25 protein-coding genes are annotated in these 25640 nt (G+C 72.6%); 9 read left to right on the top strand and 16 right to left on the bottom strand.

Going from position 1 to position 25640, the window contains the following annotated elements; translation table 11 throughout:
• Positions 1-26 precede the first annotated feature (26 nt).
• From ACTT8P_RS08950 to ACTT8P_RS08925, 6 genes are all read right to left on the bottom strand, one after another.
• Positions 27-1463 (bottom strand): protein phosphatase 2C domain-containing protein, encoded by a 1437-nt coding sequence (locus ACTT8P_RS08950; protein ID WP_442831004.1) that lies wholly within the window; start codon positions 1461-1463, stop codon positions 27-29.
• Positions 1464-1466: 3 nt separating this feature from the next.
• Positions 1467-4157 (bottom strand): tetratricopeptide repeat protein, encoded by a 2691-nt coding sequence (locus ACTT8P_RS08945; RefSeq protein WP_442831003.1) that lies wholly within the window; start codon positions 4155-4157, stop codon positions 1467-1469.
• A 31-nt stretch (positions 4158-4188) separates the two neighbouring features.
• Complete coding sequence (locus tag ACTT8P_RS08940) at positions 4189-5472, bottom strand: hypothetical protein (protein WP_442831002.1); 1284 nt, start codon at positions 5470-5472, stop codon at positions 4189-4191.
• A 96-nt stretch (positions 5473-5568) separates the two neighbouring features.
• Entirely contained in the window at positions 5569-6621 is a 1053-nt protein-coding gene (locus tag ACTT8P_RS08935) for a glutamate ABC transporter substrate-binding protein (RefSeq protein ID WP_442831001.1), read from the bottom strand.
• A 71-nt stretch (positions 6622-6692) separates the two neighbouring features.
• Positions 6693-8171 carry a hypothetical protein gene (locus ACTT8P_RS08930; protein WP_442831000.1) on the bottom strand — a complete coding sequence of 493 codons (1479 nt, stop codon included), beginning with the start codon at positions 8169-8171 and terminating at the stop codon, positions 6693-6695.
• 178 nt (positions 8172-8349) lie between these two features.
• Positions 8350-9486, bottom strand: coding sequence for a mechanosensitive ion channel family protein (locus ACTT8P_RS08925; RefSeq protein ID WP_442830999.1), 1137 nt, complete (start codon positions 9484-9486; stop codon positions 8350-8352).
• Between the two features lie 317 nt (positions 9487-9803).
• Here ACTT8P_RS08925 and ACTT8P_RS08920 point away from each other — a divergent pair, with 317 nt between their 5' ends.
• Positions 9804-10340 (top strand): HNH endonuclease, encoded by a 537-nt coding sequence (locus ACTT8P_RS08920; RefSeq protein ID WP_189412569.1) that lies wholly within the window; start codon positions 9804-9806, stop codon positions 10338-10340.
• Here ACTT8P_RS08920 and ACTT8P_RS08915 read toward each other — a convergent pair.
• Together ACTT8P_RS08915 and ACTT8P_RS08910 are read right to left on the bottom strand one after the other, a co-directional pair.
• The gene (locus ACTT8P_RS08915) at positions 10280-10795 is read right to left on the bottom strand and encodes a Uma2 family endonuclease (RefSeq protein ID WP_442830998.1); all 516 of its coding nucleotides are present in this window, start codon (positions 10793-10795) and stop codon (positions 10280-10282) included. The two genes, ACTT8P_RS08920 and ACTT8P_RS08915, sit on opposite strands and share 61 nt — an antisense overlap.
• On the bottom strand, positions 10792-11274 hold the full coding sequence (locus ACTT8P_RS08910) for an ATP-binding protein (protein ID WP_442830997.1): 483 nt from the start codon (positions 11272-11274) through the stop codon (positions 10792-10794). The genes ACTT8P_RS08915 and ACTT8P_RS08910 overlap by 4 nt, the downstream gene beginning before the upstream one ends.
• Before the next feature lie 199 nt (positions 11275-11473).
• Between ACTT8P_RS08910 and ACTT8P_RS08905 the strand changes: the two genes are divergently transcribed.
• From ACTT8P_RS08905 to malQ, 4 genes are all read left to right on the top strand, one after another.
• On the top strand, positions 11474-12358 hold the full coding sequence (locus tag ACTT8P_RS08905) for a DUF5753 domain-containing protein (RefSeq protein ID WP_442830996.1): 885 nt from the start codon (positions 11474-11476) through the stop codon (positions 12356-12358).
• A gap of 3 nt (positions 12359-12361) precedes the next feature.
• Positions 12362-12538 (top strand): DUF397 domain-containing protein, encoded by a 177-nt coding sequence (locus ACTT8P_RS08900; RefSeq protein WP_442830995.1) that lies wholly within the window; start codon positions 12362-12364, stop codon positions 12536-12538.
• Between the two features lie 124 nt (positions 12539-12662).
• On the top strand, positions 12663-12935 hold the full coding sequence (locus tag ACTT8P_RS08895; RefSeq protein ID WP_442830994.1) for a hypothetical protein: 273 nt from the start codon (positions 12663-12665) through the stop codon (positions 12933-12935).
• Positions 12936-15002: a 4-alpha-glucanotransferase gene (malQ, locus tag ACTT8P_RS08890; protein WP_442830993.1), complete on the top strand. Its 2067-nt coding sequence runs from the start codon at positions 12936-12938 to the stop codon at positions 15000-15002.
• A 27-nt stretch (positions 15003-15029) separates the two neighbouring features.
• Here the strand turns inward: malQ and ACTT8P_RS08885 are convergent, their stop codons facing one another.
• The 4 genes from ACTT8P_RS08885 to ACTT8P_RS08870 are packed head-to-tail and all read right to left on the bottom strand — an operon-like array spanning position 15030 to position 18129.
• Positions 15030-15770 carry an ATP-binding cassette domain-containing protein gene (locus ACTT8P_RS08885; RefSeq protein ID WP_442830992.1) on the bottom strand — a complete coding sequence of 247 codons (741 nt, stop codon included), beginning with the start codon at positions 15768-15770 and terminating at the stop codon, positions 15030-15032.
• The gene (locus ACTT8P_RS08880; protein ID WP_442830991.1) at positions 15767-16357 is read right to left on the bottom strand and encodes a hypothetical protein; all 591 of its coding nucleotides are present in this window, start codon (positions 16355-16357) and stop codon (positions 15767-15769) included. Before ACTT8P_RS08880 ends, ACTT8P_RS08885 begins: the two co-directional genes overlap by 4 nt.
• Positions 16354-17679 carry a DUF7224 domain-containing protein gene (locus ACTT8P_RS08875; RefSeq protein WP_442830990.1) on the bottom strand — a complete coding sequence of 442 codons (1326 nt, stop codon included), beginning with the start codon at positions 17677-17679 and terminating at the stop codon, positions 16354-16356. The genes ACTT8P_RS08880 and ACTT8P_RS08875 overlap by 4 nt, the downstream gene beginning before the upstream one ends.
• 39 nt (positions 17680-17718) lie before the next feature.
• Positions 17719-18129 (bottom strand): hypothetical protein, encoded by a 411-nt coding sequence (locus ACTT8P_RS08870; RefSeq protein ID WP_442830989.1) that lies wholly within the window; start codon positions 18127-18129, stop codon positions 17719-17721.
• Between the two features lie 306 nt (positions 18130-18435).
• Here ACTT8P_RS08870 and ACTT8P_RS08865 point away from each other — a divergent pair, with 306 nt between their 5' ends.
• Positions 18436-18726: a hypothetical protein gene (locus tag ACTT8P_RS08865; RefSeq protein WP_442830988.1), complete on the top strand. Its 291-nt coding sequence runs from the start codon at positions 18436-18438 to the stop codon at positions 18724-18726.
• 80 nt (positions 18727-18806) lie between these two features.
• Here the strand turns inward: ACTT8P_RS08865 and ACTT8P_RS08860 are convergent, their stop codons facing one another.
• Positions 18807-19376, bottom strand: coding sequence for a TetR/AcrR family transcriptional regulator (locus ACTT8P_RS08860; protein ID WP_442830987.1), 570 nt, complete (start codon positions 19374-19376; stop codon positions 18807-18809).
• Positions 19377-19577: 201 nt separating this feature from the next.
• Between ACTT8P_RS08860 and ACTT8P_RS08855 the strand changes: the two genes are divergently transcribed.
• Positions 19578-21041 carry an FAD-dependent monooxygenase gene (locus ACTT8P_RS08855; protein WP_442830986.1) on the top strand — a complete coding sequence of 488 codons (1464 nt, stop codon included), beginning with the start codon at positions 19578-19580 and terminating at the stop codon, positions 21039-21041.
• A 54-nt stretch (positions 21042-21095) separates the two neighbouring features.
• Here the strand turns inward: ACTT8P_RS08855 and ACTT8P_RS08850 are convergent, their stop codons facing one another.
• A complete protein-coding gene (locus ACTT8P_RS08850) occupies positions 21096-21470 on the bottom strand; it encodes a hypothetical protein (RefSeq protein WP_442830985.1) in 375 nt (124 codons plus the stop codon).
• Between the two features lie 196 nt (positions 21471-21666).
• On the opposite strand from ACTT8P_RS08850, the gene ACTT8P_RS08845 reads away from it, so the two are divergent.
• Positions 21667-22176 carry a SigE family RNA polymerase sigma factor gene (locus tag ACTT8P_RS08845; RefSeq protein ID WP_442830984.1) on the top strand — a complete coding sequence of 170 codons (510 nt, stop codon included), beginning with the start codon at positions 21667-21669 and terminating at the stop codon, positions 22174-22176.
• Between the two features lie 8 nt (positions 22177-22184).
• Positions 22185-22625, top strand: a complete 441-nt coding sequence (locus ACTT8P_RS08840) for a hypothetical protein (RefSeq protein WP_442830983.1) — start codon at positions 22185-22187, stop codon at positions 22623-22625.
• A gap of 21 nt (positions 22626-22646) precedes the next feature.
• On the opposite strand, the gene ACTT8P_RS08835 is transcribed toward ACTT8P_RS08840, so the two are convergent.
• Both ACTT8P_RS08835 and pepN read right to left on the bottom strand, forming a co-directional pair.
• The gene (locus ACTT8P_RS08835) at positions 22647-22979 is read right to left on the bottom strand and encodes an MmyB family transcriptional regulator (RefSeq protein ID WP_442830982.1); all 333 of its coding nucleotides are present in this window, start codon (positions 22977-22979) and stop codon (positions 22647-22649) included.
• Between the two features lie 42 nt (positions 22980-23021).
• Positions 23022-25592 carry an aminopeptidase N gene (gene pepN / locus ACTT8P_RS08830; RefSeq protein WP_442830981.1) on the bottom strand — a complete coding sequence of 857 codons (2571 nt, stop codon included), beginning with the start codon at positions 25590-25592 and terminating at the stop codon, positions 23022-23024.
• Between the last annotated feature and the right edge of the window lie 48 nt (positions 25593-25640).

Here is a 25640-nt window from a genome sequence, read left to right as displayed (position 1 = left end):
GTACGCGTGCTTTGTGCCGGTCGGCCTCAGGCCGATCCTGCCCCCTGCGGCGGGGCGGGGAACGGCACCACCGCCACTGTTACGTTGTCGTGGCCCCCGCCGTCCAGGGCGTGGCCGACCAGTACCCGGGCGCTGTGCAGCGGTCGCGCGGCGGCGTCCGGGGGGACCGCCTCGGCCATCTCCCGCGCGGATTCCGCGTAGTTCCACAGGCCGTCGGTGCACACCACGACCACGCCGGCCCGGTCGGGTTTGAACGAGGCGGTGTGCGGCTCCAGTTCGTAGGCGTCCGCGCCGAGCCAGCCGGTGATCGCGTGGGCCCGCTCGTCGGCGTACGCCTCGGCCTCGCTCATCAGACCGGCGGCCACCATCTGGGCGGCCCAGGAGTCGTCCTCGGTGAGCCGGGCGGCCGGTGCGCGGCGGTCGGACGGCACCCAGTAGACCCGGCTGTCGCCGACCCAGCCGACCACCAGCAGCCCGGCGGTGACGACGGCGCCGACCAGGGTGCAGGCCGGGGCGTTCTGGTGCGGGGCGTGTTCGCGGGGGCCGGCGGGGTCGTCGGCCAGGGCGTCGACCGCGTGCGCGGCGGCGACGATCGCGTCGTGCATCGCCTGCTGCGGGTGGGTGCCGCGCTCCAGGGCGGCGAGCAGCGTCTCGCGGGCCGTGCGGGACGCGGCGAGCGACGCCTCGTCGGGGCGGGTCGCGGAGGAGACGCCGTCGCAGACGATCGCCACCGAGGCCGGGGTGCCGTCGGGCAGCGCGGTGTGGCCGACGCCGAACGCGTCCTCGTTGCGGTGGTGGCGCAGCCCGCGGTCGCTGACCGCGGCGAGCGGGCCGCACTCCTGCTCCATGTGATCGCGTTCCCGGGGCTGGGCGTGGCCGCAGTTCTCGCAGTACCCGTCGTCGTCGACCCGGCCGGCCCGGCAGGCGACGCACACGGTGCCCTCCGGGGCGGCGGCGGGGGCGCCGAGGCGGGGGTCGGGGGCCTGGAGCAGATACTCGTCGGGCTCTTCCGGGGCGGGGTCGGGGGCGCGATCCGGGGCTGTCCCGTGTGCGGCGGCGGGGGCGGGTGGCCGCGCGGGCATCGGCGGGGCCTGCGGCGGCAGCGGGACGCTCCCCGAGGGTAGGGACGGCGTCCCCGAAGGCATGGGCGGCACACCCGAAGGCATCGGCGGCGTACCGGACGGCATCGGCGGTGTACCGGACGGCGCGTCAGGGGACGCACCCGGTCCGGGCACCACGCCGTTCATCACGACGGTCGGGCTGTCCACGGAATCCACGGAATCCACGGAGTCCACGGAGTCTGTGGAGTCCACGGAGTCTGTGGAGTCCACGGAGTCCGCGGGCGGTGCGGGCGCCGCGGACAGGTCCAGCCCGCACGCTCCGCAGAAACGGTCACCCGACTCGAGCGGTTCGGCACAGCTGGGACACATCGGCACGGCGGCCTGCCGGGGCATCTGCGACATCAACTACACCCACGTCCGGGGGCGGTAACGATTGGCACGTTCCACCAGGTCGATCCTCTCCTCGCCGCCTCGGGCCAGCCGGGCCAGCGTGCGGTACGAACGCTCCAGCCCGAAGCGCAGGCCCCGTTCGTCCAGACTGCTGCCGAGCAGCGTCCGGGCCCCGGCGGCGTCGGGGTCCCCCTCGCCCGGACCCCCGCCCCCGGAGAGTACCCAGTCCAGCGCGCTGCCGAGGACTTCGGCCGACAACTGCTCCCGGCGCGCCGGGTCCAGACCGTACACGTCCAGCGCCTCGACCTGCCGCGCGGCGGCGGTCAGGTCCGCCAGGAACGGTACGGCCGCGGCGCCGCCCGTCAGTTGACGCAGCCGGGCCCGGGCCGCCGCCATCCGGGCCGCTATGTAGTGGATGGACGACTCCGGCACCGACTCCAGCGTGCGTACGGCGCCGCGCCGGTCGTCGGTGGCCAGCCGGACCCGGGCCAGGCCGAACGCGGCGCTCACATAGCTGGGGTCGGTCGACCAGACCAGCCGGTAGTACTCGGCCGCGTTGTCCAACTGGCCCAGTACCTCCGCGCACAGGCCGAGCGCCAGCTTGGGCGCCGGCTCGCCGGGGAAGGCGTCGTAGATCGCGTCGAAGGAGAGCGCGGCGCCCTCGTGGTCGCCGGTGACCAGCGCGGCCACGCCCCGGTACCACACCACCCGCCAGTCGTCGGGCCGTTCCGTCTCCAGGGTGTGCAGCGTCTCCAGCGCGGGCGCGGCCTCGCCCTGTTCCAGCCGGGCCCGGATCTGCCGCAGCCGGGTCTCGACCGACGGGGCCGGCGCGGCGGCCAGCGCCCCCAGCAGCTCACCCGGCGCGGACGCGATCAGCCCGGCCAGGAACCCGGCGTTGGGGTCGGCGGGGTCGACCAGGGGCACGGGCAGCGCGAGGGCGGCCCGCGGTCCGTCGACGGCCTTGACCGGGCCGGGGCCGGGGCCGGGAGCACCGCCGGCGGTGCCCGGCGCGGGCAGCGCGGGCGGCGTGCCGCCCCGGACCCGCGGCGGCCGGGTGCCCAGCCGGGACACCTCGCCGTGCGGCTTCGGGAACAGCTCCGTGTCGGGGACCCGCAGTTCGGGTCCGAACAGCGTGGACAGCGCGGGCCGGGCCCGCCCCGACTGGAGCGAGACGACCTCGCGCAGCACCCCCGTCAGCTGCTCGGCCATCTCCTGCGCGGTGGCGAACCGGCGGTTCGGGTCCGGGTCGGTGGCGCGCACCAGCAGCCGGTAGAAGGACTCGTACTGGCGGAAGACCTCGATGGTGTCGGGGTCCGGCAGGGAGTCGACCCAGACGTTGGTGTACCCCTGGAAGTCGAACGTCAGCACCGCCAGCGTCCGGCCCACCGTGTACAGGTCGGAGGCGACCGACGGGCCGACCTCGGCGACCTCGGGCGCCTGGTAGCCCACCGTGCCGTAGATCGCCGACTCGGCGTCGTCCATCCGGCGCACCGCGCCCATGTCGATCAGCTTGAGCTGGTCCTCGGTCTGGATGGCGTTGTCGACCTTGAAGTCGCAGTACAGCAGGTGCCGGCTGTGCAGGTGGTCCAGCGCCTCCAGCGCCTCGATGCCGTACGCGCACGCCTGCCCGACCGGCAGCGGGTCGCGGCGGCCGTCCGGGGTGCGCCGGGCGTTGGCGATCTCCTTCAGCGACTTGCCGCCGACGTACTCCATGACGATGTAGCCGTCGAGCGAGCCGGTGCGCTGGTCGAGGTGTTCGACGAAGTTGTAGATCCGCACGATGTTGGCGTGCTCGATCTCCGCGAGGAAGCGGCGCTCCGAGATCGCGGCGGCCATCGCGTCCTGGTCGCCGGTGTCCAGCAGGCCCTTGAGCACCACCCAGCGGTCGGAGACGGCCCGGTCCACGGCGAGGTAGATCCAGCCGAGCCCGCCGTGCGCGAGGCAGCCCACCACCTCGTACTGGCCGTGCACCACGTCCCCGGCGCGCAGCTTGGGCACGAAGGAGTACGGGTGGCCGCACTTGGTGCAGAACCCCTCCGTGCGCCCCGGGCGCGCGCCCCGGGCCCGGCCGACCGGCGCCCCGCAGTCCGCCCGCGAGCAGAACCGCTTGCGCTCGGGCACTTCCGGGTGCTCCAGGACCATCGACCGGGGATCCGGCCGCGGCACCCCCGGCACCTGCACCAGACCGGCGCCCAGCCGGCCGCGCCCGGAGGAGGCGGAGGCGGAGCCGGAACCGCGCACCGACACCGAGCGGCTGGTGGCCCGGCCGGACAGCGAACGGGACAGCCGTCCGGACACCGAGCGCCGGGACTTCGAGGACTGGGAGGACCCGGTGGACCGGGAGGAGGTGCGTCCGCTGCCGCCGCTGCGCGACGAACCGCTCTCCTCGGCGCCCCTGGCGACACCGGTGGGCGGCGAGCCGACCAGGCCGGACGGCGACACCACGGGTGCCAGTCCGCAGGTGTCGCAGTACAGTTCGCCGCCGCCGACGTCCTCGTAGCCGCCGTCGCAGTCGGGGCGCTGGCAGGTGCGGGGGGCCGCCGTGCGGGCCGGCGGTACGGCGGGGGCCTGGGCCAGTCCGCAGGTGTCGCAGTAGAGTTCGCCGCCGCCGACGTCCTCGTACGCGCCGTCGCAGTCGGGGCGGTCGCAGGCTCGGGCCGCCGCCCGGTCCGGAGCCCCGGTCCGCTGTCCGCCCGGATCGCTCATCTCCCCGCCGCCCCCTCGTCCGTTGCGTCGCTCACGCGCCCGGCCCCGCGCCGTGCGCCCGGTCCCCGCAGGCCAGCAGCTCCGCCGCCGCCCGCTGGTAGCGCAGTACCGCCTGCTCGGCGACGCGCAGGTCGCAGGGCGCGCTCCACAGCATGCGGCGGGCCTTCTCGTACTTCTCCACCAGCTCGGGGTCCTCGGCCAGGCCGTGCCGGGCCACCTTGGCCTTGTAGGCGTCGAGCCGGCCGCGCAGCTCGGCCCGGACCGCGAGCGGCGCGGTCACCGCGGTCAACGACTCGCGGGCCCGGATCAGTTCGTCCTCCGCCTTCCGCTCCAGGGACTCCAGGAGCGGGGAGAGCCGGTGCCACTGGGCGTGCCGGCGGTACTCGGCGGCCGCCGCGAGCTGCTCCTGGAGCGCGGTCGGCGGGCCGCTGACCACCGGCACCTCGGTCGCGGCGATCTTGGCGAGCACCTCGCCGCGCGCGAGCCGGGCCTCGGCGAGGGTGCGGTCGGCACGCGAGAGCACGTCCCGCAGCCGCACGATCCGCTGCTCGGCGTCCTGCCGCACCGTCAGCACCGCGTCGATCTCCCGGCGTACGTCCTCCAGCGCGCGCGCCTCGCGGTCGTAGACCGTGGTGTCCGGCCGGCCGCCGCCCGGTGCCGAACTGCCCTCGGTGGGCACCCAGTACGCCAGCGGGTCGGAGACGACCTCCTCACGCAGCCGGGTCAGGGTGCGGGTGATCCGGTCCAGGTCGTCGGCGGCCGGGTGCTCGCCGGGGCGGATCCCGACCGAGTGCGCGAGCCGGCGGGTGCGCTGGAGTTCGGCGGCGAGCAGGTCGATGCGGGCGGGCAGCGCGGACCACACCGCGTCCGCGGCGACCACCAGGTCCAGCGAGGACGCGTACAGGTCGTTCATCCGGTCGACCAGCGCGGCCAGGGTGAAGCGCTCGCTGAGCAGGCCGCCGGTGGCGCCGGTGTCGGCCAGCGTGACGCACTCGCCGCGCAGCAGTTCGGTCAGTTCCACCAGGTCCTCGCGGCTGGACCAGCGGCGCCGGGCACGCACCTCACGGGCGGCGCGCAGGGCGTCCGCGTAGGCGTCGAAGTACGTCCACAGCAGGGTGATCCGCGCTTCCGTGTCCGTCCACCGCTCCTTGGTGACGCCGGTCAGCTCGGCGCCTTCGAGGAGTCTGCGGCCCGCGTGGTCCTGGAGGGCGAGGAGCGAGGTCTCGATCGCCTCGTGCTCCGCGCCGAGCCGGGCCAGCGCACGGTCCACCTCGTCCCGGTCCAGCACCGCCCCGGTGGGTCCCGTGACGCCCATCGATCACCTCTCGCTGCGGTCGGGTCGGTTGACGGTCTGTGGCTGCTTTGCCGGCGGCCGGTCGGCGAATCGAAGTCCGGTCGGCCGGCGGCCGGTTCAGCTCCTGCGCAGATACCGCGGCGTCGGGGGCTCCGACTTCGCCATGTCCGCCTCCGTCCCGCCCAGTGTCGCCGACAGCCACCGCTCGTACGACTTCTGCCAGCCCTCGGGGTCCTTGCGGAAGTCCACCAGGATCTTGTTCACCCGGCGTACCAGGTCGTCGGCGTTCTTCTTCATCGCCACGCCGTAGTACTCGGTGGTGAACGCGTCGCCCTTCAGCGCCACCGTGGGGTCCTGCGCGGCCTGGCTGGCGGCGAGCGCGCCGTCGGTGACCACCGCGTCGACCTGGCCGAGCTGGAGCCGGACCAGGCAGTCGAGCTGGTTGGGGACGGTGACGCTCAGGTCGGCGGAGGCGGCCAGGTCGCCGGCCGCCTGGTCCTCCGTCAGCTTGCTGAGCGCGGTGGAACCCGCCGCCGTGCAGATCTTCTTGCCGGCCAGGGTGGCGTCGTACCCCGTGATCGTCGAGGACTTGGGGGCGAGGAGCTGCTGGCCGGTGCGGAAGTAGGGGGCGGAGAAGGCGACGTCCTGGAGGCGGGAGCAGTTGATGGTCATGGTGCGCACCACCATGTCGACCCGGCCGTCCTGGATCGCCGGTATCCGCTGGTCGGTGGGGATCGCCTTGAACAGGACCGCGTCCGGGTCGCCGAGGATGTCCTCGGCGATGCGGTGCACGAGGTCGATGTCGAAGCCCTCCAGCTCGGCGGTGCCGCCGCTGTTGGGGTCGCGGTAGCCCCAGCGGTAGCTGTTCTGGTCGACGCCGACGATCAGTTTGCGGCGCTCCGCGGGGCGGTTGCGGATCTCCTCGATGGTGGGGCCGTCGGCGTCGTCCGGGGCGAGCGTCTGCTGCTCCGGGTCGGCGCACTCCGCCTCGGCGCGGGCCTGGCTGCCGTGGGTGACCGGGCCGGCGCCGCCGGTGCCACTCGCGCCGTCCTGCCCCGGCCGGACCGCGGGCAGCAGGCACAGCAACAGCAGCGCCAGGGCGCAGCCGACCGCCATCGCGGCCACTCCGCCCCAGCCCTTCGGCCGGGTCCGCGCACGCGCTGCTCGCATCGTCCTCGCGCCTCCTTTGCCCGCTCCGGCGCCCATAGGTCCGTCACTTGCGTCACTCACGGGTCCGTCGCTCATCGGTACTCCGACAGCCTGCGGGCGATGCCCAGTACCGCGCCGGCCGCGCCCAGGGCGGCCAGGGTGCCGGCGCCGGCCGGCAGGCCCGTCATCGCGCCCCGGCCGTCCCCGGCCGCCCGCTCGAACTCGTTCTCCTCGTGCGCGAGGGCGGCGGCCAGTTGGGTGTCGACCCCGTCGAAGTACTCGGCCGTCGCGTTCTCGTCGCCGATCACCGTCTCCAGTGCCTGCTGGTAGTCGCCGTTCTCGTCCTCCTGCCGGGCGGCCTTGTGGCGTTCCTGCCACTTCGCCATGTCCCCGGCCGCCGCCGTCACCGGGCGCTCGCCCGCGGCGTCGTCGGCCAGCCGCCGGGCCTCGGCCAGGCGCTTGCCGAGGGTCTTCATCTCGGTCTGGTACTCGAGGTCGTAGGCGTCCTGCGGTGTGCCGTCCACCGTCCTGCTCTCGGCGCCGCGCGCCACCAGGGTCAGGTTCTCGTTGCCGCGGGCCTTCAGCGAGGCGAGGCGGGCCTCGGTCAGCACGTTCAGCGAGCGCACGCCGTGGTCGTAGGAGGCGGTGAGGTGGGACCGGGCGACACCGTGGCCGACGACCAGCCAGAGCAGTACGACGACGATGGCGGCGGTGGCCGCGACCAGGCCCTGGTTCAGCACCCGGTTGGTGCGCCGGTAGGTGCGGTACTGCGCCCAGGCCAGCGCGGCCAGCGCCAGCACGCCGAGGGCGATCGCGGCCCAGGGGTAGCTCTCGGCGGCGTCGTAGTCGTCGCCCAGGCGCCGGTTCTCCGAGATGTAGAGGGCCTCCGCCCTCGGGAGCATGTCGCGCTGCATCGTGTCGTTGGCGTAGCGCAGGTAGGCGCCGCCGACCGGGAAGCCCTGGCGGTTGTAGACCCGGGCGCGCTCGATGAGGCCCTTGTACTCGGGCAGCAGGCGGTTCAGTTCGGCGACGGTCGCGGCGGCGGCGGAGTCGGGCTCGGAGTTGGCGGCGGCGGTCACCAGGCCCTGGGCGGCGGTGCGGATGCCGCGCTCGTAGCGCTCGCGGGAGTCCTTCGTCTCCTGCCCGCCGGCCAGGAACCCGGTGGAGGCCGCGGTGTTGGCCTCGGCGAGGGAGCGGTAGATGGCGGCCGCCTCGGAACTGAGCGGCTGGCTGCGGTGCAGTACGTCGTCGGCGGCCGCGGCCCGGTCGGTGGTCTGCCAGGCGGTGACGGCGCCGAAGGCGACGACGAGGAGGGCGAGCAGGGCGCCGATGGCCCGCAGCCGGCCGGGCTCGGTGACGGCGGCGGCGCGCAGCCGCTCCACGCCCTCGGCGAAGGCGGTGCGGCGCGGCGGAACCGGGCCGGGCGGCGGCGCCTGCGCGGCGGGGGCCTGGGCATGAGCCTGGGAGTGCACCTGGGCCTGGACCTGGGGCGGTACGGCGGGCAGCGGCGGCGTGGCCGGACCCGGCGGTGCGCTGCCGTTCGGCGCCTGAGCCACTCTGACCTCCCCCATGGTCATCCGTCACCGCAAGTATCGCCTGCCCGGGCCCGGCTGCGCACCGGCCTGCACACGATCTTGTGCCACCGGTACCGGCACCGGCCCCGGCCCGGCCCCGAGGTCCGCGCGTCCTCCGGCACCACCCCTGCCCATCAATACGCCCGGGGAACCGGTTCGGTTCCCCGGGCGCCGGTCACTTGGCGGTGCTGGGCGGGGTCAGCGGGGAGGCCGCGGCCGACTGCGGGGAACCGGTGTTGGCGTAGGCGGAGGGGGCCGCCATGCCGGCCGTCGGGTCGGAGGCGGTCTGCTCGGACTCCGCCGGCGGGGCGGTGGCGCCGCCGACGATGTCGATGTCGGCCGCGTCGAAAGCCCGCTTGATCCGCCAGCGCAACTCGCGCTCCACGGTCAGCGCCTTGCCGGGCATGGTCTTCGCCGAGACCCGCACCACCATCGAGTCCAGCAGCACCGAGTCCAGGCCGAGCACCTCGATCGGGCCCCAGAGCAGTTCGTTCCAGGGCTCCTCCTTGCTCATCCGCTCGGCCACCGCGTCGAGGGTGGCCTTCACCCGGTCCAGGTCCTCGCCGGAGCGCACGGTCACGTCCACGCCGGCCGTCGACCAGCCCTGCGAGAGGTTGCCGATCCGCTTGACCTCGCCGTTGCGGACGTACCAGATCTCGCCGTCGACGCCGCGCAGCTTGGTCACCCGCAGGCCGACCTCGATCACCTCGCCGGAGGCCACGCCCGCGTCGACGGTGTCGCCGACGCCGTACTGGTCCTCCAGGATCATGAAGACGCCGGAGAGGAAGTCGGTGACCAGGTTGCGGGCGCCGAAGCCGATGGCGACGCCCGCGACACCGGCGGAGGCCAGCAGCGGCGCCAGGTTGATCTGGAAGGTGGCCAGCACCATCAGGGCGGCGGTGCCCAGGATGACGAAGCTCGCCACCGAGCGCAGTACGGACCCGATGGCCTGCGAGCGCTGCCGGCGCCGCTCGGCGTTGACCAGCAGCCCGCCCAGCGCGGTGCCGTCCATGGTCTGCACGGTGCGGTTCATCCGGTCTATCAGCTTGGTGATCGCCCGCCGCACCACCACCCGCAGCACCGCGGCTATCACCACGATCAGCAGCACCCGCAGCCCGATCGCCAACCACGTCGACCAGTTCTCCTCGATCCACCCGGCGGCGTTCGACGCGCTCTCCTGGGCGTCCTGGAGCGACGGCACGGACGGCGTCGACTGCGAGGGGGAGGGGGAGGGGGAGGGGGTGGGGGTGGCCGACGACGGCGAGGGATCGGCGGCCGCGAGGACGGCGGCGTAGGCGACGGACGGGGACACGGCGGGACCTCCAGAAAGCAGCGGCCCGCCCGTCCGGGGACCCGGGGGAGTTGGTCCAAGGTCACGAAAAGGTCACCGGACGAGCGGAACAACCACACTAACGGGGCACGATGTGCGCACCCCCGGAATGCGGGAAGCAGAGACGGTGCTCACCCGCGCTTGAACTGGTCAGGGCCCGGGGGATGTATCAGGTGTGGTCGAAAACACTCCCAGCCCGTTACCAGGACATGGTGGCGCTTCCACCGACCCTGAGGGGAGACTGACTACGGATCGTCCCGGCGCGAGCCACGCGCCGCCGGCGTACAAGGAGGCCATCCGTGCCGCATGTCCTGGTCCTCAACGCGTCGTACGAGCCCCTCGGCGTCGTACCGCTCCGCCGCGCGCTCGTCCTCGTCCTCGAGAACAAGGCAGTCTGCCTCGAGGAGTCCGGCGCCTTCCTGCACAGCGCGACCGTCACCGTCCCCGCGCCCAGCGTGGTCCGGCTCAAGCGGTTCGTGCGGGTCCCCTACCGGGGCCCCGTCCCCCTGACCCGCCGCGCGCTCTTCGCCCGTGACGGGGGCCGCTGCATGTACTGCGGTGGCGTCGCAACCAGCGTCGACCACGTGGTCCCGCGCAGCCGCGGGGGCAAGCACGCCTGGGACAACGTGGTGGCCTCGTGCCGCCGCTGCAACCACACCAAGGCGGACCGGCACCTCACCGAGATCGGCTGGCGGCTGCGCCACAAACCGGCCCCGCCCACCGGCCTGGCCTGGCGCATCATCGGCACCGGCCACCGGGACCCGCGCTGGCTGCCCTACCTCCAGCCGTACGGCGCGGACGACGCGCTGGCCCGGATCGACGGCATCTCCGCCTGACGCGCCCCGGGCCTCCAGGGGCCTAGGTAGACGGGGATACCGGTCCGGGCGTACGCCCCCGGCTTCTCGACCCGGTCGCGCCGATCGGTGTCGGTGTCGGAGTCGTACGAGGTGACCTCGACGACCATGAGGACGGGGGCGGGGTCGGCCCATTCGCCCTGGCCGACGAAGGCTTCCGCCGGGGCCAGGGAGCCGTCGGGACGGGCGCGGCCGGCGCGGTACGCGTCGATCTCCAGTCCCTGCGTCGGGTCCAGCCACAGATCGGGGCGGTGCTGCATGCAGATACGCGTCAGCCACTGAATGACGCGTCCGTGATCGCCGTCCGGCACGGCCTTCCCCCCGAGATGTCCGTTGATGAACTCCAGCCGCGCGCCTTCTATGCTCCGGGCGGCATGGCGGGCGAGTTCCTCGAACTGGGTGACGAGCATGTGGGGCCGGTCGGCGGTCACGGTCACAGGGCTCCTCCGGGTGTACGGGGGTCCACACGCCCAGCGTAGGGGAGACCGGGCACGAGAGGTGGGGCATCCCACTCGGCGTACACGGTCTTGCCCACGGTCCGCGCCTCCCAGCCCCACCGCGCGGCCAGCGCCCCCACCAGGAGGAGTCCCCTCCCGAACTGCTCCTCGGTGTCTCCCACCGCGCGCGGGCTGGGCAGCCGCTCGCCGCGCGGGTCACTCACCTCCACCCGCAGGGTGCGGTGACCGAGCGTGATGCTCATGTGGATGAGCCGCCCCCGCAGGCTGCCGTGCAGCAGGGAGTTGGTCATCAGCTCCGACACGACGAGGGCGACGTCCCCGGCGATGTCCGCCCGCCCCCACTCGGCGACGAGCCGGGCGGCTCTGCGCCGGGCGAGGGGGACGCTGCGCTGGGTGGGGGTGTAGTCGAGCCGGTCCTCACGGAGAGGGGACACCGGCACGGGCGCGGGTTCGGCCATAGGACGTGCCTCCTGCGTACGGGCGGCGGTGGCTTCGCCGGACCTGCCTGGGCAGGGCGGTGTGCTTCCGCCATGACGGGAGCCGCTCTGTAGGCGGCCGGACACTGAACGTAGCGAATTGCATGTCTCGGGCGCAACTGACTCAGAGACATTTGTCTCCAATTCCATCGTCTGAAGCTGAGTCCGGCACCATGTGCGGGTGACTCGAACCACACAACTCGGGAACCGGACGTCAACCGTGCTCGGGCGCAGGCTCGGTGGGGAACTTCTGCGCTTGCGGGACGCCGCCGCGAAGACGCAGCAGCAGGCTGCCGACGTCATCAGTGCGACCAACTCGAAGATCGTCAAGATGGAGCGCGGTTGGGTGCCGATGCGTGACCCGGATATCCGTGCTCTGTGCGAGTTCTACGGCGTGGTGGACGGGAAGGTCCTGACCCAATTGCTGGAACTGGCCAGGCTGGACCGTGAACGGCGCAAGGCGAAGGGGTGGTGGCAGGATTCGCCGCACCCGGGAGCGCTCACCGAGTACATTGCGATGGAAGACGCGGCCACCCGCGTCCGCACTTGGCAGCTCTCGCTGGTGCCGGGGCTGTTCCAGACCCCCGAATACGCACGGGCGCTGGCGATCAGCGAAGGCGTCGGTCCCTGGGAGGACCCCGCGGACATCGACCGGATCGTCGACATCCGAATGCGACGGCAGGACCGCCTCGTGGGTGAGCGCCCGCTTGAGGTGTACGCCGTCGTCTGGGAAGCGGCGTTGCGGCAGTTGATCGGTGGCTCGGAGGCCATGCGCGGTCAGTTGGGGCGCCTCCGGGAGGTGGCGGAACTGGACAACGTCCGTCTTCAGGTGCTGCCGTTCCATGCCGGCGGGCACCCTTGCGTTTCGGGTCCATTCACGATCTTGTCGTTTAATCAGGCCGAGGCCGTGGACGTGGTTCAGGCGGACACCATCTCGTCCAGCATGTGGGTGGAGAACGAGACGGCGAGCAGCGCCTACCGCGACCTCTTTGACCGAACGGCCCGGCAAAGCCTCGCTCAGCGTGACTCCATGCGACTTATCGAAACCATCCGACAGGAGATGTGACCGGTGTCCGAGTTCGACTTCGTGAAGTCCAGCTACAGCAATACCTCGGGCGAGTGCGTCGAGGTCGCCCTCAACGTCCCCCGCACCGTCGCGGTACGCGACTCCAAGCACGACGGGCACGGTCCGATACTCCGGGTCGGCCCAAAGGCCTGGGAGCGTTTCGCGGCGTCGTTGAGCTGAGGGGTGGGCGGGGAGAAGGCATGACGGTGTGACCAAGGCCACGTCCCCCGTCCTGGGGCGTCTGACCTCGCGCGTGCTGGGTAGGGCTGCCGTAACCGCAGTCGTGCTCGCCAAGGAGATCTTCGTGACCGTAACGGCACACCTCACCTTCCCGGCCCCCTCCAAACCCGTGGCGGATCCGTCCGCCGAGTCCGAGGGTGCTTTCGGGGCGCAGGACGCGTACGCCGAGCCGCCGCTCACCAGTGAGCCGCCGCTGCCCGATGCCGAGCCACTCACCAGCGAGTCCCCTTTTCCCGACGTCATGCCGCTGACCAGCGAGTCCTCGCCCGAGTTGACCGCCGTCATCCCCGAGCAGGGCACCGCCTCGTTCGCCGTACCGGAAGCCATGAGGCCGTAGGTGGCGGCTCCCCGGCCGGACGGGCCCCCTTCCGAGGAGCTGACCCGGCTCGCCGAGCTGTACGGTGTCGCCGCCTCCTACCGGCCGTCCCCGGACCGCACGGTCGCCGCCTCCGCCACCGCCCTCGTCCGTGCTCTGACCGCCCTCGGGGTCGACGCCGGTGACCCGCGGGCCGCGCTCGCCGCCCGTGCCGAGGAGCTGGGCGCGCGGCTGCTGCCGCCGACCGTCGTGCAGTGGGGCGACGGCCCAGCGCCGGCCGCCCTGGCCGCGCTGCCGACGGGTACCTCGCTGCGCGTCGACACCGAGCAGGGGGAGACGCGGACCGGCGTGGAGGGGCTTTTGGCGGGGGTGCACCGGGTGAGTGTCACCGCTCCCGACGGGCGTATCGGACAGGCCCACCTCGTCGTCGCGCCGCCGCGGCTGGCCGCTCCGGCTGGGCGGTCCTACGGGCTGCTCGTCCAGCTCTACTCCCTGCTGTCCCGGCGCTCCTGGGGCATGGGCGACCTCGGTGACCTCGCCGAGCTGGCCGGCTGGGCCGGGCGGGCGCTCGGGGCGGGGTTCGTGCAGGTCAATCCGTTGCACGCGGCCGTGCCGGGGGGCGAGGGAGCGCCCACCGACCCCTCGCCGTACCGGCCCTCCTCGCGCCGCTTTCCCGACCCGGTGCATCTGCGGGTCGAGGACGTCCCCGAGTACGCGTACGCCCCCGGCCGCCTCGACGACCTGCTGGCACGGGCCGGGCGGCTGCGGGACGGCGTACTCGCGGGTGACCTGATCGACCGGGACGCGGTGTGGGCGCTGAAGCGGCAGGCACTGGAGGCCCTCCGTGAGGTGCCGCTCGGGCCGGGGCGGCGGGCCGCCTACCGCGACTATCTCGCCGCCCAGGGGCAGGCCCTGGAGGACCACGCCACCTGGTGCGCCCTCGCCGAGGTGCACGGCCCCGACTGGCGGCGCTGGCCGGCCGGGCTGCGCGACCCCCGCTCCGCCGAGACCGCCCGGGCCCGCACCGCGCTGATGGACCGCGTCGACTTCCACTCCTGGCTCACCTGGCTCACCGAGACCCAGCTCACCGACGCCCAGCGCGCCGCCCGCGAGGCCGGCATGCCGGTCGGGATCGTGCACGACCTCGCGGTGGGCGTGCACCCGGTGGGCGCGGACGCGTGGGCGCAGCAGGAGTACTTCGCCGCCGGCATGTCGGTGGGCGCCCCGCCGGACGCCTTCAACGCCCGCGGCCAGGACTGGGGCCTGCCGCCCTGGCGCCCGGACCGGCTCGCGGAGTCCGGCTACGCGCCGTTCCGGGACCTGCTGCGCGCCCTGTTCCGTTACGCCGGCGCCCTGCGCATCGACCACGTCATGGGCCTGTTCCGGCTCTGGTGGGTGCCCGAGGGACTGCCGCCCACCGAGGGGACCTACGTCCGCTACGACGCCGAGGCCATGCTCGCCGTGCTGGTCCTGGAGGCGTCCCGGGCCGGGGCGGTGGTGATCGGCGAGGACCTGGGCACCGTGGAGCCGGGGGTGCGCGAGACGCTGCGGGAGCGCGGGGTGCTCGGCACCTCCGTGCTGTTCTTCGAACGGGACTGGGCGGGCGACGGCCGGCCACTGCCCGCCGGCCGCTGGCGCGCCGACTGCCTGGCCACCGCCACCACCCACGACCTGCCGCCCACCGCCGCCCGCCTCACCGGCGAGCACGTCGGGCTCCGCGACCGCCTCGGGCTGCTCACCCGCCCGGTCGAGGAGGAGCGGGCCGAGGCGGCGGCCGACGCGGGGGAGTGGCTGGACCTGCTGGCCCGGCTCGGTCTGCTGGGCGACACCTCCGACCCGGAGGAGGCCGGCATCCAGGCCGTGTACCGCTTCCTGCGCACCACCCCGGCCCGCATGGTCGGCGTCTGGCTGCCGGACACGGCCGGCGACCGCCGCCCGCAGAACCTCCCCGGCACCTGGGACCAGTACCCGAACTGGCGGCTGCCGATCGCCGACGCCGCGGGCCGCCCGGTGACGCTGGAGGAACTGGCGGCCGCACCTCGGCTGCACGCGCTGATCGACGCCGTACGTGCGGGGACCGGGCCATGAACGGTCATTGCGCCGTGTGGGACCGCGTCAGTCCGCCGCGTGCAGGGTCAGCAGGGAGCTGTAGGCGCCCTCGGCGGCCCGGCCGGGCGCGGTGCCGGCCGGTGTGTGGGCGAGGAACGCCTCGGTCGGCCCGGTGTGGAGCACGCGGCCTGCATGCAGCACCGTGACGCTGTCCGCTTCTTCGGCGAGGTCGGCGACATCATGCGTCGACATCAGCACCTGTACGTCGTCGGTGACGCCGCGCAGGATGTCCCGGAAGACGCGCCGCTGGTGCGGGTCCATTCCTGCCGTGGGCTCGTCCAGGAGCAATATCTCCGCGCCGTGCACGAGGGCGCCCGCCACACCGACCCGTCGCAGTTGTCCTCCGGAAAGCTGGGACGTCTTCGTGTTCGCTTTGTCGGTCAGTTGTACCCGCTGCAGCGCTCGGCGCGCTTGTGACCATGCGCTGCTGCGGCTCATGCCCTTGAGCCACCCCAGATACGCGACGTAATCGCGGGCGGTCAGGGAAGACATGGGGGCGATGTGTTGTGGCATCCAGGCGACGGCTCGGCGGTACGCCTTGCTCCGGGCCGGCAGACCGTGGCAGGAGACCGTGCCGACACGGGGGGAGGCCACTCCGGCGGCGAGCTTCAGCAGGGTGGACTTACCGGCGCCGTTGGGGCCGAGCAGGATCGTGAGCCCGTCCGGCAGCCGGTAGGAAAAGTCGGTCAGGATCGGCCGTGTGCGTCGGCTGTAGGCGTAAGTGCAGGAGTCCAGTTCCAGCGTCATGACAGCTTCCTCGTCGAGATGGACAACTGTGCGGCGATCCCCGCGGTGAGCGCGAGCGCGGCGCCCACGGCCGCGTGCGGCGCGCTGACCGGCTCCGGGAGGACGGTCCAGGGATAAGGATCAAGCCTGCTGCGAAAGCCCAGGAAGACAACGGTCATCAGCCAGGCGATGGGCACCAGCACGGCTTTCTGGCCGACGAACACACGGGCGATCAGCGCGATTCCCACGAGGAATGCGGTGTTGCGGCCGACCGAGGCCGCGTCCCGGTCCCCAGTAAGCAGCGTGGCCCCGAGCGCGGCCACGGAGGCTGCCAGCACGCTGCCGACCGACAGTGCGGCGTCCATGAGTGCGATCGGTCTGACACCGGAAGCCTCGGCGGCGGGCAGATTGGAGTCGAGGCAGCCCATGAGCCCGGAGACGACCACCACTGGCACGAACATCGACACGACCACGCTGGCGGAGGAGCCGGACAGAAGGCTCGGCAGGCCGACCGAGGCGTTGCGGGTGAGCAGGGTCAGAACGAACAGCGCCACCGTACAGGCAGGCATGACCAGCGCCGCGCGCCGGGCGCGAAGCCAGAACCTCATGCGGTCTCCTCGCAGGCGTCCGTGAGGGTACGCGCGTACCAGCGGGACTGTTCTGCCGTCGACCTCTTCCGAATCTCACTCACCGTGTCGGCGGCCTGGTCGAGCGCCGCTCTGGCCCTCGTATCACTTCTCGCCGCTGCGGCAAGACGGGTCCGGTAGGCGTCCTTCTGTCCGGTCACATCGGCCGCCCACAGGTAAGCGGCGTACGCGTCAGCCGCGTCCGGGCGGGGGCAGGAGAAACGTATGGCGCCGTTCAGTACACGGAACCGGATCGTCCCTGTCTTCGCCGCTTCGGTGAGAGGTATGCGAACGGTTCTGGGATCGGTCGCCTGCGCCGTTCCGTAGGGTTGCAGGGTGTCGATGATGAGTGCGGGTGCCGGTTCGACGCCGGCGGCCTGCAGTTCGGCGAGGACAGAGACCACCTCCTGGCGCACCGCCTTGATGTTCTGGCCGGTAGCGGTGGGCATGCACAGCCGAGGGGCGGTGCCCACACAAGTCATGGGCGCCTGACTGGTGAGCACGGGAGCGTCGTGCCCCCAGTCATGAACCATCGTGTAGGCGCCCAGGGTGCCGCTGACGGCGACCGCGCCGGCCAGCCCGGCACGGAGGGCGAAGGTGCCACGGCGCGTCCAGAGCAGTGCCACCGCAACGGCGATGCCCCCGGTCAGGAGTATGTGTGGCACCAGGGAAACCATTGTGGCCACCTCGCCGAAGGCAAGATTCGTCGGAAACCGGCCGGAGAGGTGGCGCGGCCACATCTCGTCGTAGGTCACGGAGAAGGCCGTGAGCACCCAGACGACGACAAGAAGCATGGGCGCGGCGACATGGCGCGGCACTCGAAGCCCGACTCCGAAGCCGATCACTGCGTGGGCGGCGCAGATGAGGAAAGCCAGCGCGAGTGGACGCAGACTGGCGAAAGAGGGCATGGTGCCCGCGAACCCGAGGCTCAGGGCCACGGGCAAGAGCAGCATGAGCCAGCTCAGAACGACGACAGGAGCCAGCACGTCCAAGGCGATGCGGTAACGGGAACGCGCGGCCGCAGAATCCCACACGCGGGCCATGACAATTCGTCCGCTTTCCCAAGCAGAAAGCCCGGATGCGACGGCATAGGCGAACGAGTAATCGGGCATCAGGACGTCGGAAACAATCGTCGGCGCGTAGTCGTAATACGACTCCAGATCGCTGCGTCCGACGAAGAAGTAGAAGACCGGCAACGCCAGGGCGACCGGTGCCGCCCACAGGGCGCTACTGGTGCGCAGAACAGTAAGGAGTCGCAAGCTGCTGCCCTCTCGGAACGGACAGAGAGGGCGCTGAGGCTCCATGAGCGAACCCCAGCGCCGTATGTGATACTGACTGGTCGGCTAGTCTGCCTGCGTGGTGTCGACGTAGACGACGTCCGCATCGAGCAGACCCCCGCCGTCTCCGACCGTCGAAGTCTCGAAGTAATATGAGCCGCTGTCCAGGCCGGTCCACTCGCCTGCGCTGACCGACGTGGAGCCGTTGTAGCAGTTGGTGAAGAGGTGGGTGCCCTGGGAGTCGTCAGGGTAGAGGTCGATGGCCTTCCACAGCTTGACCGTCACCTTTTCGCTGCCGTACTGCGCGGTACAGCCCTTGAAGCGGACTTCCGAATAGCTTTCGTCGTCCCAGTTCCGGGACTCATTTCCGTCGGTCCAGCTCGAAATGGAACTCTGCCAGTTCGCGAAGGCCGGCGTTCCCGCCAGTGTGACGGCCGCAGTGACACCGACCACCAGGGCAGCACGAAGTTTGTTCACGATCCCCCCCCAGGGATGAACAGCAGTTGACTGAATGGCAACTGCAAGGTGAATGAGCTGACCCTAGTCATTCATGATCGAATGCGTCAATGAATGTGCTGGCCGGATGTGCCGCAATGGCAAAAAAGCGTTTGGCGAGTCGGTTGATTGTCGGACTTGAGCCGATGTGTACCGCTGATTGGCGCGGTGTTCAAGCCATCTCGGGTGGTGCTTGGAGAAGGCGGCCGGGTGGCGGAGGTGTCGGCCCGAGGTCTCGTACGGCACCCCGGGCGCGCGGAGGTGATCGGCGTTCGCTAACTTGGGGACGTGGACAAGAAGAACGCCTTGCGCGCCGGCACCCTGGCGGCCGGTACGACGCTGATGATGCTGCTCATGTCGTCCCCCGCGCTCGCGCTGACCCGCGACGACGGTGACGACCCCGGCACGGGCCTGAGCGTCATCGAGACGCTGGGCCTCTACGTCTTCGCCCCGATCGTGCTGTTCGCGATCATCGCGGGGCTGGTCCTGGTCCTCGACCGCTCCAAGGAGGAGCACCGGGTGACCAGCCGCAACATCAAGACCCGGGAGACCATGGAGAAGGCCGACGCCAAGGCCTGACACCGGTTTCTCGTTCAAGCTCCGTCGAGGGCGCCTGCCATGCCGCAGGCGCCCTCGACGTGTTTCATGGGCTCATGGGCTCACGGGCTCGGTGCGGTGAGGTAACGCTGCACCGTGGGGCCCAGCCACGCCACGACCTCCCCCTCGGACAGCTCCACGGCCGGCGGGATGCGCAGCACGTACCGGGTGAGCGCCAGCCCGAGGAGCTGTGAGGCGACCAGGGCGGCCCGGGTCGGGGCCTGCTCGGGGTCCGGGCAGATCCGCCGGGCGACCGGCAGCAACTGGTCGCGGAAGATGCCGCGGGTGCGCTCGGCCCCGTCGGTGCTCAGGGCGCCGGCCCGCAGGACGGCCGTCAGCACGTCGTTCTTCTCCCAGAGGGAGAGGAAGTGCCGGACCAGGGCCGCTCCTACGTCGTCCCGGTGCAGGGCGGTGACGTCGGGCAGTCGCAGGTCCACGGAGACGGCCGCCGTGAAGAGGCCCTCCTTGCTGCCGTAGTACCGCATGACCATCGAGGGGTCGATGCGCGCGTCGCGGGCGATGGCGCGGATGGTGGCACGGTCGTAGCCGTCGAGGGCGAAACGCTCGCGGGCGGCGTCCAGGATCGCGGCGCGGGTGGCGTCGGAGCGGCGGGCCGGGGTCGGGTTGGGCATGCCCATGAGCGTAGGCCAACGTGTGTGGGCCAACAAGTGTTGACTGGGGTCTGTGACCGGCTCTACGGTGACAACAGATGTTGGCGAACAGACGTTGGCAAACAGTTGTTGGCGACCGGTTGTTGGCGACCGACTGTTGGCAAACGGTTGTTGGCGAACAGCGTTGGCAAACGGCTGTTGGTACCCCGTAGGAGGTCCACCGTGAACGGCACGCCCCGCACCGTGATCGTCGTCGGCTCCGGCCCCACCGGCCTGCTCCTGGCCGGCGATCTGGCCGCCGCCGGCCTCCCCGTCACCCTCGTCGAGAAGCGGTCACCGGAGATCAGCAACCTCTCCCGCGCCTTCGGACTGCACGCCCGCAGCCTGGAGCAGCTCGACGCCCGTGGCCTCGCCGAACCGCTGGAGGCGATCGGCCGCCGCCTCGACCGGCTCCGCTTCTTCGACCTCCGTCTCGACTTCGGCGCCCTGCCGTCCCGCTTCAACCACGTCCTGATGGTTCCGCAGTACGAGGTGGAGAAGGTCCTGCGGGAGCGGGCGGCGCGGGCGGGCGTGGAGTTCCGGTACGAGACGGAGGTGACCGGGGTGCGCCAGGACCGGGACGGGGTGACCGTCGCGGTCCGCGGGCCGGGCGGGGTGCCCGGGGAACTGCGCGCCCGGTACGTCGTCGGTGCCGACGGCGTGCGCAGTGCCGTGCGGCACGCGGTCGGGCTGCCCTTCCCCGGCCGTGCGGTGATCCGTTCGGTGGTCATCGCCGATGTGCGGTTCGCCGAGGAGTCCGGTGCGGAACTGGTCGGGGACTCGGTGCCGGGCGCCTTCGTCGTCATCGCGCCCTTCGGCGACGGCTACCACCGGGTGGTCGGCTGGCAGCGCGAGCACAACGTGCCCGACAGCGAGCCGGTGGACCTGGCCGAGGTCAAGGAACTGGTGCGGCGGGTGACGGGCCGGGACTTCGGTATGCGCGATCCGCGCTGGCTCTCCCGTTTCCACAGTGAGGAGCGCCAGGTGCCCGCCTACCGGGTCGGCCGGGTCCTGCTGGCCGGCGACGCGGCGCACGTGCACAGCCCGGCCGGCGGCCAGGGCATGAACACCGGCCTCCAGGACGCGGCCAACCTGAGCTGGAAACTGGCCGCCGTCCTGCACGGCCGGGCGCCGGACACCCTGCTCGACAGCTACCAGAGCGAACGTCACCCGGTCGGCCGGTCGGTGCTGCGCAGCAGCGGCGGCATGATCCGCCTCGCCATGGCGTCCCGCCCCTGGTCGCGGGCGCTGCGGTCGGCGGCCGTCACGACGCTGGACCACGCGGGTCCGGTGCGGCGCCGGGTGGCCGGCCTGATCTCCGGTGTCGGGTACCGGTACGCCGCGCCGCGCGGCGCCCACCCCCTCACCGGGCGCCGGGCTCCCGACGTGGCGCTCGCCGGTGGCGGCCGGTTGTACGAGGCGCTGCGGGGCGGCCGGTTCGTGCTGATCACGCCGGACCCGCCGAACGTGGGGGGCGGGGACGGGGCCGGGGACGGGGACGGCCGTGCCGACCGGCTCGTGGTGGCGCGCTGGGCGAGCGGACGCCGTACGGCGGTGCTGGTGCGGCCCGACGGGTATGTGGCCTGGGCGGCCCGGGAGGCGGACGGGGCGGCGGTGGCGGCGGCGCTCGCCGCGCACGTGGGCTGAGTACGCCCGGTGGCCGGCGCCTCCCGGTCAAGGAGACGCCGGCCTGATCCCCGGTCAGCCCACCGCGCTCGCCAGCTCGGCCGCGCTCAGCTCCGACATCGGACGCACCGCCGCCTGGCCCGGCGCCAGCTCGGCTCCGGCGCCGACCGGTGCGGCGGTCGCTTCGGCCCCGGCGCCCACGGGAGCGGCGGTCGCTTCGGCCCCGGCGCCCACCGGCGTCGCCGCTTCCGCGGTCTTGGCAGGGGACGGCGTCGAGGTTCCGGCCGGCTGGGCCGCGCCGGGGTGGGACACCGGCGCCGGCGTCGCGGCCTCGGCGCCGGTGCCGGTGGCCGCGGTGGCGATGCCGGCGGTGCCGGCGGCGGCCAGCAGCGTGCCGGCCGCCAGGCTGTACATCCGACGGCGGTTCTGCGAGATCTTGCGATGCTTCAAGGGTCTTCCTCTGTCTCGGTCACGGGCCGCCGCTCGGGGCGCGGGGGCCTTCGTGTGTGAGAGGAGTACGGGAGCGGCCGGGGGCGGGTTGCATGCCGCCCCGGAGAAAATCTCTCCGCCGTCGCGTGCAACCTCGCGCACCCGTCCGCCGTATGTATGTCCGGCGGGGCGGTGCGGCGGCGGAGGGTCGGCAAGAGTGAGGGAAGCGGTCCGGGAACGGGAGTTCCGGGAGTTCGCCGAGGCGCGGCAGGCCCAGCTGCGGCGCAGTGCCTACCTGCTGTGCGGGGACTGGCACCAGGCGCAGGACCTGACCCAGACCACCCTGATGAAGCTTTACGCGGCCTGGAGCCGGGTCCGCCGGGACGGCAACGTGGACGCCTACGCCCGTACCATCCTCACCCGCGCCTTCATCGACCAGCAGCGCCGGGGAGGCTGGCGGGAGGAATCGGTGGGCGAGCCGCCCGACCTGACCCCGGCCGTGCCGGCCGCACCGGAGTTGCGCCTGATGATGCAGGAGGCCCTGATGGAGCTGTCGCCCCGGTACCGCGCCGTGCTGGTCCTGCGTTTCTGGGAGGACTGGACCGTTGAACAGACCGCGCAGGCGCTGCGGGTGAGCCCGGGGACGGTCAAGAGCCAGAGCGCCCGCGGCCTCACCCGGCTGCGCGCGATCGTCGAGGGCCTGACCGACGAACGGAGGGTCAGGTGAGCCCGCGCATGGACGAGCACGGTCACGACCATGACCGCGGCCCGCACGACGACCTGCTGCGCGCCGCCTTCCAGGCCGTGCTCGACGCCGGCCCGGAGCCCGCCCTGCCCAGCGTCACCGACGCGGCCGTCACCGGCGGGCGCCGCATCAGGCGCCGCCGTGCGGTGGCCGGCACGGCGAGCGCGCTCGCGGTCTGCGCCGTCACCGTCACCGTGGCCGTCGGCCTGTCCGGGACGGACGGCGGGCCCGCCCAACGGCCCCTCGCCCCGGCCGGCACGGGCCGCCCGACACCAGGTCCGCTCACGCCCACTCCGGCGCCCCCCGTGGCCTCCACGGCCGCCACGGGGCCGTCGGCCGCCGAGACCGCGACGGACCCGTGGCTCCCCGTGCCCGCCGCGTCGAACGCCGGCGAAGCGGCCGAGGCCGGGCGGACTGCGGGGCCGGACTGACGGCGGGGCCGGACTGACGGTTCACGCGCACAGCCGGTCCAGCGCCGACCGGCTCGCGTCGTCGTCGGCACGGCCGATCATCAGCCGCTGGTCGGTGTCCTGAAGCGGCACGAGCACCTCGAACCGCACCGCGATCACACCGGCGCCGGGATGCCGGATGACCTTCCGGCCGCTGCCGTTCACCTCGATGTCCCGCTCGGCCCACAGGCCCGCGAACCCGTCGACCTGGGCCATGAACTCGGCGACGAGGCCGGTCAGCGCCGGGTCCGCGGGATGCGCGGCCCAGGCGGCGCGCAGATGGGTGACGCCCTCGCGCAGGACCCGTTCCCGGTCGACGTAGGACTCGCGGATCACGAGGGGGCGCCCGGAGCCGGTCCCGGGCGCCCCCTCAGACCCCTACTGCGCCGCCGCGTCCGCCGCCTGCGCCCGCAGCGCCCGCTCCACGCCCGCGCGGGACTCGGAGACCAGCCGGCGCAGGGCCGCGCCCCGTTCGCCGGCCGCCAGCCACGCGTCCGTCCTGCGCAGCGTCTCGTCCGTGACCTGGATCGCCGGGTACAGGCCGACGGCGATCTGCTGGGCCATCTCGTGCGACCGGGACGTCCAGACCTCCGCCAGCACCTCGAAGTACCGGTCCGCGTACGGTGCGAGCAGCTCCCGCTGGTCGGTCTGGACGAAGCCGGAGATCACCGCCTCCTGCACGGCGTTGGGCAGCTTGTCGGAGTCGACGACCGACGCCCACGCCTCGGCCTTGGCCTCCTCGGTCGGCCGGGCGGCCCGCGCGGCGGCGGCGTGCCGCTCACCGGCGGCCGTGCGGTCCCGCTCGTGCTCGCCGGCGATCTCCGCCTCGTCGAACCGGCCCACCGCCGCCAGCCGCTGCACGAACGCCCAGCGCAGCTCGGTGTCGACGGCCAGCCCCTCCACCGTCTGCGTGCCGTCGAGCAGCGCCTCCAGCAGATCGAGCTGCTCCGGCGTCCGGGCCGTCGCCGCGAACGCCCGCGCCCACGCCAGCTGGTGGTCGCTGCCCGGGGTGGCCGCCCGCAGGTGCGCGAGGGTCGCCTCGGTCCAGCGGGTCAGCAGCGTCTCGCGGGCCGCCGGGTCGGCGTACTGGTCGACGGCCAGCTTGACCTGCCGGTGCAGCGACTGCACGACGCCGATGTCGGACTCCTTGCCGATGCCGGACAGCACCAGGGACAGGTAGTCGCGGGTGGCGAGTTCGGCGTCCCGGGTCATGTCCCAGGCCGACGCCCAGCACAGGGCGCGCGGCAGCGACTCGGCGAAGTCGCCGAGGTGCTCGGTGACGAACGCCAGCGACTGCTCGTCCAGGCGGACCTTGGCGTACGACAGGTCGTCGTCGTTGAGGAGCACGACCGCCGGGCGGCGGGTGCCGACCAGCTGCGGTACGTCGGTCAGCTCGCCGTCCACGTCCAGCTCGACGCGCTCACCGCGGACCAGCTTGCCGCTCGGGTCGAGGTCGTAGCAGCCGACCGCGACGCGGTGCGGACGGAGCGTCGGCTCCCCCTTGGCGCCGGCGGGCAGCGCGGGCGCCTCCTGCCGGATGGCGAAGGAGGTGATGGTGCCGTCGGCGTCGGTGTCGATCACCGGGCGCAGCACGTTGATGCCGGCCGTCTCCAGCCACGCCTTCGACCAGGACCTCAGATCCCGCCCGGAGGTCTCCGCCAGCGCGCCCAGCAGGTCGGACAGCCGGGTGTTGCCGTACGCGTGCCGCTTGAAGTACGCCTGCACGCCCTGGAAGAACGCGTCCTCACCGACGTACGCCACGAGCTGCTTCAGGACGCTGGCACCCTTGGCGTAGGTGATGCCGTCGAAGTTGACGAGCACGTCGTCCAGGTCGGTGATGTCCGCCATGATCGGGTGCGTGGACGGCAGCTGGTCCTGCCGGTACGCCCAGGTCTTCATGGAGTTGGCGAACGTGGTCCACGAGTGCGGCCAGCGCGAGCCGGGCGCGGCGGCCTGGCAGGCGATGGAGGTGTAGGTGGCGAACGACTCGTTCAGCCACAGGTCGTTCCACCACTCCATGGTGACCAGGTCGCCGAACCACATGTGGGCCAGCTCGTGCAGGATGGTCTCGGCGCGCGTCTCGTACGCCGCGTCCGTCACCTTCGAACGGAACACGTACTGGTCCCGGATGGTGACCGCGCCCGCGTTCTCCATCGCGCCCGCGTTGAACTCCGGCACGAACAGCTGGTCGTACTTCTTGAACGGGTACGGGTAGTCGAACTTCTCCTGGAACCAGTCGAAGCCCTGCCGGGTCACCTCGAAGATCGCGTCCGAGTCGAGGTGCTCGGCCAGCGACGGCCGGCAGTAGATGCCGAGCGGCACGGACTGCCCGTCCTTCTCGTAGACGCTGTGCACCGAGTGGTACGGGCCGACGATCAGGGCCGTGATGTACGACGAGATGCGCGGCGTCGGCTCGAAGACCCAGACGTTGTCCTTGGGCTCGGGCGTCGGGGAGTTGGAGATGACGGTCCAGCCCTCGGGCGCCCGCACGGTGAACTGGAAGGTCGCCTTCAGGTCCGGCTGCTCGAAGCTGGCGAAGACCCGGCGGGCGTCCGGCACCTCGAACTGGGTGTACAGGTACGCCTGCTCGTCGACCGGGTCGACGAACCGGTGCAGGCCCTCGCCGGTGTTGGTGTACGCGCAGTCGGCGACGACCCGCAGGATGTTGCGGCCCTCCAGCAGTCCGGGCAGCGCGATCCGGGAGTCCGCGAAGACGGTGTCCACGTCGAGCTGGTCACCGTTGAGGACGACCTCGTGGACGGCCGGGGCCACCAGGTCGATGAAGGACGTGGCGTCGTTCTCGGCGACATCGAAGCGCACCGTCGTCACGGAGCGGTAGGTGCCGCCCTCCTGCGCGCCGCAGAGGTCGAGATCGATCTCGTACGCGTCCACGGAGAGCAGCTTCGCCCGCTGCTGCGCCTCTTCGCGGGTCAGGTTTGTGCCAGGCACGCGGTCATCTCCTCGTATGTGTCGTTTCCGCCATCCTTCCACGGCAGC

Origin of the sequence: Streptomyces sp. JW3, assembly GCF_052216785.1 — a bacterium.
Classification (GTDB): domain Bacteria; phylum Actinomycetota; class Actinomycetes; order Streptomycetales; family Streptomycetaceae; genus Streptomyces.
Note: the sequence above shows the minus strand (reverse complement) of the source record. Positions and strands in the feature narration are given on the sequence as shown.

What these genes read in the sequence shown, in the direction of transcription:
- ACTT8P_RS08880 (WP_442830991.1), bottom strand. Translation starts at nt 16,357, where the DNA reads ATGAGGTTCTGGCTTCGCGCCCGGCGCGCGGCGCTGGTCATGCCTGCC.
- ACTT8P_RS08875 (WP_442830990.1), bottom strand. Translation starts at nt 17,679, where the DNA reads ATGGAGCCTCAGCGCCCTCTCTGTCCGTTCCGAGAGGGCAGCAGCTTG.
- ACTT8P_RS08935 (WP_442831001.1), bottom strand. Translation starts at nt 6,621, where the DNA reads ATGCGAGCAGCGCGTGCGCGGACCCGGCCGAAGGGCTGGGGCGGAGTG.
- ACTT8P_RS08910 (WP_442830997.1), bottom strand. Translation starts at nt 11,274, where the DNA reads ATGGCCGAACCCGCGCCCGTGCCGGTGTCCCCTCTCCGTGAGGACCGG.
- ACTT8P_RS08940 (WP_442831002.1), bottom strand. Translation starts at nt 5,472, where the DNA reads ATGGGCGTCACGGGACCCACCGGGGCGGTGCTGGACCGGGACGAGGTG.
- ACTT8P_RS08860 (WP_442830987.1), bottom strand. Translation starts at nt 19,376, where the DNA reads ATGCCCAACCCGACCCCGGCCCGCCGCTCCGACGCCACCCGCGCCGCG.
- ACTT8P_RS08950 (WP_442831004.1), bottom strand. Translation starts at nt 1,463, where the DNA reads ATGTCGCAGATGCCCCGGCAGGCCGCCGTGCCGATGTGTCCCAGCTGT.
- ACTT8P_RS08840 (WP_442830983.1), top strand. Translation starts at nt 22,185, where the DNA reads ATGGACGAGCACGGTCACGACCATGACCGCGGCCCGCACGACGACCTG.
- ACTT8P_RS08885 (WP_442830992.1), bottom strand. Translation starts at nt 15,770, where the DNA reads ATGACGCTGGAACTGGACTCCTGCACTTACGCCTACAGCCGACGCACA.
- ACTT8P_RS08930 (WP_442831000.1), bottom strand. Translation starts at nt 8,171, where the DNA reads ATGGGGGAGGTCAGAGTGGCTCAGGCGCCGAACGGCAGCGCACCGCCG.
- ACTT8P_RS08945 (WP_442831003.1), bottom strand. Translation starts at nt 4,157, where the DNA reads ATGAGCGATCCGGGCGGACAGCGGACCGGGGCTCCGGACCGGGCGGCG.